This is a genomic window from Streptomyces sp. NPDC050704 (assembly GCF_040654355.1).
Lineage (GTDB): Bacteria > Actinomycetota > Actinomycetes > Streptomycetales > Streptomycetaceae > Streptomyces.
On the sequence record NZ_JBFAHW010000079.1, the window covers coordinates 41,423 to 48,671 of the forward strand.

Here is a 7,249-nt window from a genome sequence, read left to right on the forward strand (position 1 = left end):
AAGGCGATCAGGCATGAGCATCACCGAGCAGTACCTCCTGGACACCTACCGCGCCCTGCGGCACGGCGACCCGACCCCGCCCGCGCCGGGCGCCAACGACTGGCAGGTCGTGCGCGAGCTGTGCGACCACCGGCGGTTCAGGGCGGTTCCGGCCGGCCGCCCAGTCCGTAGACGAGTACGGCGAGTACGGCGGGTACGGGCGGCACTGGGCCGGCTGTTCGGCTTCGGCAAGGGGAGCAGGGAAGCAACGGAGCCGCTCGGTGAGTCGGTCGGGCAGGGCCGGCCGGGCGGAGTCAGCCGGGCAGCCGCTCCACGAAGTCCGCGACCGCAGACCTGACGTCCTGTGCCGTCCACTCCAATCCCGGCGCGCCCACGGTGACCTCGGTGAACGCCAGGCCTGGTCCGCCCGGTCGCCAGGCCTGCGCGAACAGGGAGGTCTTCGTCTCCTCGGCCTGGAGCACCCCCGTGTCGGTCAGGACGTCGCCCTCGTACGGCAGCCAGACCTGGAACTGGTGGGTGTGCGGCTCCTCGGGGTGGATCCGTGCCCAGGGGACTCGGGACTCGGCGAACCCCTCGTGCAGCGCCGCGGCGACCACGCGCGCGTGGGTCACGTACTCCGGCAGCCGCGGCAGCTCCTTCTCCAGGCCGATCAGCGCGGACAGGGCGGTGGGGAACTGCTGGAGGATCTGACCGCCGTACCGGTGACGCCAGGCCTTCGCCTCGTCGACCAGCGTCCGCGGGCCCGCCAGTGCGGCGCCGCCGAGTCCGTCGAGGGACTTGTAGAACGACACGTAGACGCTGTCCGCGAGGTCCGCGATCTCGTCCAGGGGGTGGCCGAAGTGGGTGGCGCACTCCCACAGGCGGGCCCCGTCGAGGTGCACGACGGCGTCCCGTTCGCGTGCCGCGTCCGTCACCGCGACCAGCTCCTCCCAGGAGGGCAGGACGAAACCGGCCTCCCGGAGGGGCAGTTCGATGAGCAGCGCCCCGAAGGGCTCGTCCAGGTCCCGTACTTCTTCGGCGGACGGCATCCGCGGCTCGCGCGTCGGATGCACGGTCCGCAGGCCGCTGACCGCGCTGAACGCGTCCCGTTCGTGCACTACCGGGTGGGAGAGCGGATGCATCGCCACCGTCGCGCTGCCCGTACGGCCCGCCCAGCAGCGCAGGGCGACCTGCTGGGCCATGGTGCCGGTCGGGAAGAAGGCGGCGGCCTCCTTGCCGAGCAGGCCGGCGACCCGCTCCTCCAGGGTCTCGACGATCCGGTCGCCGTACATGTCCACCGGCTGGTCCAGGTCGTACACGTCCGGCGCCGCGGCCGTCAGCCGCGCAAGACGCTCGCCGACGGTGGCACGCATACCGGGCCGCCACAGCACCCGCCGCGCCCCTCGCCAGGCGGCCTGCCGCCGCTCACGCCGCTGGTCCGCCGCCTGCCCGGCCGCTTCTTCGGTCTCTTCCGCGGATCCGTCCGCCGTCCGCTCCGCCGTATCGCTCATCCCCGGATCATGCAGGACACCACGGCGGCCGGGCACGCGAATTCCTCCACAGCCTGTGGACAGGAAAACGGCCCTCGGGCCAATCGCGTTAACATGACGAGAAATCGTCCGGTACCCGGAGCGGACTGGAACGGAAGGCCTCCGTCGAGTGAGTACATTCCCACAGCCAGACCCCAAGGACCGCCCCGCGCGGCTCACCGTCGGCGTCGTCGGCGCCGGCCGCGTGGGCCCCGCGCTGGCCGCGTCGCTGCAGCTCGCCGGGCACCGCCCGGTGGCCGTCTCCGGAGTCTCCGACGCCTCCGTACGACGCGCCGCGCAGCTGCTTCCCGACGTGCCGCTGGTGACGCCCGCCCAGGTCATGGAGCGGGCGGACCTGGTGCTTCTCACGGTCCCGGACGACGCCCTGCCGGGGCTGGTGGAGGGTCTCGCCGAGACCGGGGCCGTGCGGCCCGGACAGTTGATCGTGCACACCTCGGGCAGGTACGGCACCAAGGTCCTGGACCCCGCGCTGCGCGCCGGGGCGCTGCCGCTCGCGCTGCACCCCGCGATGACGTTCAGCGGCTCTCCTGTGGACGTACAGCGCCTCGCCGGATGCTCCTTCGGGATCACCGCTCCGGAGGAGCTGCGGCTGGCCGCCGAGGCCCTGGTGATCGAGATGGGCGGGGAGCCCGAATGGGTCGCCGAGGAGGCCAGGCCGCTCTACCACGCGGCCCTCGCCCTCGGCGCCAACCACCTGGTGACACTGGTCGCCGAGTCCATGGAGCTGCTGCGGATCGCCGGCGTCGAGTCCCCGGACCGGATGCTGGGCCCGCTGCTGGGCGCCGCCCTGGACAACGCCCTCAGGTCGGGCGACGGAGCCCTCACCGGACCGGTGGCGCGCGGTGACGCGGGCACGGTCGCCGCGCACGTCGCCGAGTTGCGCAAGCACGCGCCGGGGACCGTCGCCGGCTATCTGGCGATGGCCCGCGCGACCGCCGACCGGGCCCTCGCGCACGGGCTGCTCAAGCCGGAGCTCGCCGAGGACCTCCTCGGGGTACTCGCCAACGGGACCGCCGGGACCAACGGGACCGAAGGAGACGCCCGATGACGCGCGCAGGTACCGAGAACGGGGCCGCCCGATGACCACCTCCGCCCTGCTGCGCACCGCCGACGAGCTCCACGCGCGCGTGCGCACCGGCCGCCGTGCCGTCGTGATGACCATGGGCGCCCTGCACGAGGGCCACGCCACGCTGATCCGCACCGCCCGTGAGATCGCGGCGGACGGCGAGGTCGTCGTCACCGTCTTCGTGAACCCCCTCCAGTTCGGCGCGGGCGAGGACCTCGACCGCTACCCGCGCACCCTGGACGCCGACGTGAAGATCGCCGAACAGGCGGGCGCGGACGTCGTGTTCGCCCCTGCCGTGGACGAGGTCTACCCGGGAGGCGAGCCCCAGGTCCGCATCAGCGCCGGACCCATGGGCGAGCGGCTGGAGGGCGCGGTGCGGCCCGGGCACTTCGACGGCATGCTCACCGTCGTCGCCAAGCTGCTGCACCTCACCCGGCCCGACGTGGCGCTGTACGGGCAGAAGGACGCCCAGCAGCTCGCCCTGATCCGCCGCATGGTGCGCGACCTGAACTTCGGCGTGGAGATCGTCGGCGTTCCCACGGTGCGCGAGGAGGACGGCCTGGCCCTGTCCAGCCGCAACCGCTACCTGTCGGCCACCGAGCGCCGCACCGCGCTCGCCCTCTCCCAGGCGCTGTTCGCGGGCAGCGACCGGCACGCCGCCCAGGAGGCCCTTCGCGCGCGTGCCCGCGAAGTGCCCGCCACGCGCGCGCGTGCCGAGGCGCTCAGCGCCATCGGCGAGTCCCGCGCCGCGGCCGACACGCACGCCGTCGCCAAAGCCGTCCCCGGAGGCCCCGCCGCGGTCCGCGCCGCCGCCCGCCTCGTCCTCGACGACGCGGCCCGCCTCCAACCCCCGCTCGCCCTGGACTACTTGGCGCTGGTCGATCCGTCCGACTTCACCGAGATCCCGGACGACCACACCGGCGAGGCGGTACTCGCCGTCGCCGCCCGGGTCGGGACGACCCGGCTGATCGACAACATTCCTCTCACCTTCGGAGCCGCCTCGTGACCACCACAGGCATACGTCTGCACGCACCCGCACCCGGCTGGTCCCTCACCGCCGACGTCGTGGTCGTCGGCTCCGGAGTCGCCGGACTCACCGCGGCCCTGCGCTGCGACGCCGCCGGCCTGCGCACCGTCGTGGTCACCAAGGCGCGCCTCGACGACGGCTCCACCCGCTGGGCGCAGGGCGGCATCGCCGCGGCGCTCGGCGAGGGCGACACCCCCGAGCAGCACCTCGACGACACGCTGGTGGCGGGCGCGGGCCTGTGCGACGAGGAGGCCGTCCGCATCCTCGTCACCGAGGGCCCCGACGCCGTACGCCGCCTCATCGCGACCGGCGCCCACTTCGACGAGTCCGAAGAGGGCGACCTGGAACTCACCCGGGAGGGCGGCCACCACCGCCGCCGCATCGCCCACGCGGGCGGCGACGCGACCGGCGCGGAGATATCCCGGGCCCTCGTCGAGGCGGTACGCGCGCGCGGCATGCGTACGGTCGAGAACGCGCTCGTCCTGGACCTCCTCACGGACGCCGACGGACGCACCGCGGGCGTGACTCTGCACGTCATGGGGGAGGGCCAGCACGACGGCGTGGGAGCCGTCCACGCGCCCGCCGTGGTCCTCGCGACCGGCGGCATGGGCCAGGTCTTCTCGGCGACCACCAACCCGTCCGTGTCCACCGGCGACGGCGTCGCGCTCGCCCTGCGCGCGGGCGCCGAGGTCAGCGACCTCGAATTCGTCCAGTTCCACCCGACCGTGCTCTTCCTGGGCGCGGACGCCGAGGGCCAGCAGCCGCTGGTCTCCGAGGCGGTACGCGGCGAGGGCGCCCACCTCGTCGACGCGGACGGCGTGCGCTTCATGGCCGGCCAGCACGAGCTCGCCGAGCTCGCGCCCCGGGACATCGTCGCCAAGGGCATCATGCGGCGCATGCAGGAGCAGGACGCCGAGCACATGTACCTGGACGCCCGGCACTTCGGCGCCCACATGTGGGAGCACCGCTTCCCGACGATCCTGGCCGCCTGCCGCGCCCACGGCATCGACCCGGTCACCGAGCCGATCCCGGTCGCCCCGGCGGCCCACTACGCCTCCGGAGGCGTCCGCACGGACTCCCAGGGCCGCACCACGGTCCCCGGCCTCTACGCGTGCGGTGAGGTCGCCTGCACGGGCGTCCACGGCGCCAACCGGCTCGCCTCGAACTCCCTCCTCGAAGGCCTCGTCTACGCCGAGCGCATCGCGGCCGACATCGCGCACCGCCACGAGGAGAACCGCCTCCACGCGCGCGTGCCGGTCCCGGTCGCCCACCCGGAGAAGCCCGCCCACCCGCTGCTCGCCCCGGAGGCCCGTTTCTCGATCCAGCGGATCATGACGGACGGCGCCGGAGTCCTCCGCTCGGCCATCTCGCTTCAGACCGCGGCCGACCGCCTCCAGCAACTGCACACCGCCGCCCGCGACGCCCTCGACGAGAACGGCAAGACGGCCGAGCCCGGCGTCGACACCTGGGAGGCCACCAACCTCCTGTGCGTGGCCCGTGTCCTCGTCGCCGCAGCCGGACTGCGCGAGGAGACCCGCGGCTGCCACTGGCGCGAGGACCGGGGCGAACGGGACGACACGGACTGGCGGCGCCACATCGTCGTACGGCTGAATCCCGACCGGACCCTCGCCGTACACACCACCGACACAGCAGACTTCCCCCCGACCCGGCAGCAGCCCCAGCCCCATCCCCAGGAGCAGTGACAGAAGTGAGCACCCCCGACCTCCCCCTCCTCACCGGCGGTGGCTGCGGCGACGGCTGTGGCTGCGGTGCCGAAGGGGATCACGACGTCGATCCCCTCGAGTGCGGCCTCGACCCCTCCCTCGCGCAACTCCTCGCCGACGCCGGGCTCGACCCCGTCGAGGTCGAGGACATCGCGCACCTGGCCATCGAGGAGGACCTCGACCACGGCGTCGACGTGACCACGGTCGCGACCATCCCCGAAGAGGCCGTCTCCACCGCCGACTTCACCGCCCGCGAGGCGGGCGTCGTGGCGGGCCTGCGGATCGCCGAAGCCGTGATCTCGGTGGCCTGCACGGACGACTTCGAGGTCGAGCGGCACGTCGACGACGGCGACCGCGTGGCAGCCGGCCAGAAGCTCCTCACCATCACCACCCGCACCCGTGACCTCCTCACGGCCGAGCGCAGCGCGCTGAACCTGCTCTGCCGTCTCTCCGGCATCGCGACGGCCACGCGCGCGTGGGCGGACGTCCTGGAGCACACCGACACGCGCGTGCGGGACACCCGCAAGACGACGCCGGGCCTGCGGTCCCTGGAGAAGTTCGCGGTCCGGATGGGCGGCGGCATCAACCACCGCATGTCCCTCTCCGACGCGGCCCTGGTCAAGGACAACCACGTAGTGGCGGCGGGCGGTGTCTCGCAGGCCTTCGAGGCGGTCCGCGAGACCTTCCCGGACGTACCGATCGAGGTCGAGGTCGACACCCTGCACCAGTTGCGCGAGGTGGTGGACGCGGGCGCCGACCTGATCCTCCTGGACAACTTCACGCCCGCCGAGTGCGAGGAGGCCGTGGCCATTGTCGGCGGCCGGGCACTCCTGGAGGCCTCGGGCCGACTCACCCTGGAGACCGCCGAGGCGTACGCCAAGACCGGCGTCCACTTCCTCGCGGTGGGCGCTCTCACGCACTCCTCTCCCATCCTGGACATCGGCCTCGACCTGCGCGAAGCGTCGACGACGAGCGATGAGCGAGGCTGAGTAGGCATGCTGCTCACCATCGACGTCGGTAACACGCACACCGTCCTCGGCCTCTTCGACGGCGAGGACATCGTCGAGCACTGGCGCATCTCCACGGACGCGCGCCGCACGGCCGACGAACTCGCCGTACTCCTCCAGGGGCTGATGGGCATGCACCCGCTGCTCGGCGACGAACTGGGGGACGGCATCGACGGGATCGCGATCTGCTCGACCGTGCCGTCGGTTCTGCACGAGCTCCGGGAGGTCACGCGGCGGTACTACGGCGATGTGCCGGCCGTGCTCGTCGAACCGGGGATCAAGACGGGTGTCCCGATCCTCACGGACAACCCCAAGGAGGTCGGCGCGGACCGGATCATCAACGCGGTCGCGGCGGTTGAGCTCTTCGGGGGGCCGGCCATCGTCGTGGACTTCGGGACGGCGACGACGTTCGATGCGGTGTCCGCTCGCGGGGAGTATGCCGGGGGTGCCATCGCGCCCGGTATCGAGATCTCCGTCGAGGCGCTCGGGGTCAAGGGGGCTCAGCTTCGCAAGATCGAACTTGTTCGGCCGCGCAGTGTTATCGGGCGTAACACCGTTGAAGCGATGCAGGCGGGCATTCTGTACGGCTTCGCGGGGCAGGTCGATGGTGTCGTCAACCGGATGGCTCGTGAGCTGGCCGAGGATCCTGAGGAGGTGACGGTCATCGCTACGGGTGGGTTGGCGCCGATGGTTCTGGGTGAGTCTTCGGTGATCGACGAGCATGAGCCGTGGTTGACGCTTATTGGGTTGCGGCTGGTGTACGAGCGGAACGTGTCCCGCACCTGAGCCTCCGGCGGTTGGGCGGTTGTTTGTCTGCGGGTGGGTGGGGGCTGGTCGCGCAGTTCCCCGCGCCCCTGGGGTGGTGGGTGGTGGGGTCGGTGCCGCGACGGGGTATC

At 72.6% G+C, this 7,249-nt stretch carries 7 protein-coding genes; 6 read left to right on the forward strand and 1 reads right to left on the reverse strand.

Features of this window, described 5'->3' with window-relative positions:
• The first annotated feature begins 13 nt into the window (after positions 1 to 13).
• Positions 14 to 337 carry a hypothetical protein gene (locus AB0I18_RS35350; RefSeq protein WP_363109764.1) on the forward strand — a complete coding sequence of 108 codons (324 nt, stop codon included), beginning with the start codon at positions 14 to 16 and terminating at the stop codon, positions 335 to 337.
• On the opposite strand, the gene AB0I18_RS35355 is transcribed toward AB0I18_RS35350, so the two are convergent.
• Complete coding sequence (locus tag AB0I18_RS35355; RefSeq protein ID WP_363109765.1) at positions 294 to 1,490, reverse strand: beta-eliminating lyase-related protein; 1,197 nt, start codon at positions 1,488 to 1,490, stop codon at positions 294 to 296. The genes AB0I18_RS35350 and AB0I18_RS35355 overlap by 44 nt on opposite strands.
• Before the next feature lie 148 nt (positions 1,491 to 1,638).
• Here AB0I18_RS35355 and AB0I18_RS35360 point away from each other — a divergent pair, with 148 nt between their 5' ends.
• The 5 genes from AB0I18_RS35360 to AB0I18_RS35380 are packed head-to-tail and all read left to right on the forward strand — an operon-like array spanning position 1,639 to position 7,139.
• Positions 1,639 to 2,577, forward strand: a complete 939-nt coding sequence (locus tag AB0I18_RS35360; protein ID WP_363109766.1) for a DUF2520 domain-containing protein — start codon at positions 1,639 to 1,641, stop codon at positions 2,575 to 2,577.
• A 31-nt stretch (positions 2,578 to 2,608) separates the two neighbouring features.
• Positions 2,609 to 3,601 carry a pantoate--beta-alanine ligase gene (gene panC / locus AB0I18_RS35365; protein WP_363109767.1) on the forward strand — a complete coding sequence of 331 codons (993 nt, stop codon included), beginning with the start codon at positions 2,609 to 2,611 and terminating at the stop codon, positions 3,599 to 3,601.
• On the forward strand, positions 3,598 to 5,325 hold the full coding sequence (locus AB0I18_RS35370; protein WP_363109768.1) for an L-aspartate oxidase: 1,728 nt from the start codon (positions 3,598 to 3,600) through the stop codon (positions 5,323 to 5,325). The genes panC and AB0I18_RS35370 overlap by 4 nt, the downstream gene beginning before the upstream one ends.
• 5 nt (positions 5,326 to 5,330) lie before the next feature.
• Complete coding sequence (gene nadC / locus AB0I18_RS35375) at positions 5,331 to 6,335, forward strand: carboxylating nicotinate-nucleotide diphosphorylase (protein WP_363109769.1); 1,005 nt, start codon at positions 5,331 to 5,333, stop codon at positions 6,333 to 6,335.
• A 6-nt stretch (positions 6,336 to 6,341) separates the two neighbouring features.
• Complete coding sequence (locus tag AB0I18_RS35380) at positions 6,342 to 7,139, forward strand: type III pantothenate kinase (RefSeq protein WP_363109770.1); 798 nt, start codon at positions 6,342 to 6,344, stop codon at positions 7,137 to 7,139.
• The last annotated feature ends 110 nt before the right edge of the window (positions 7,140 to 7,249 follow it).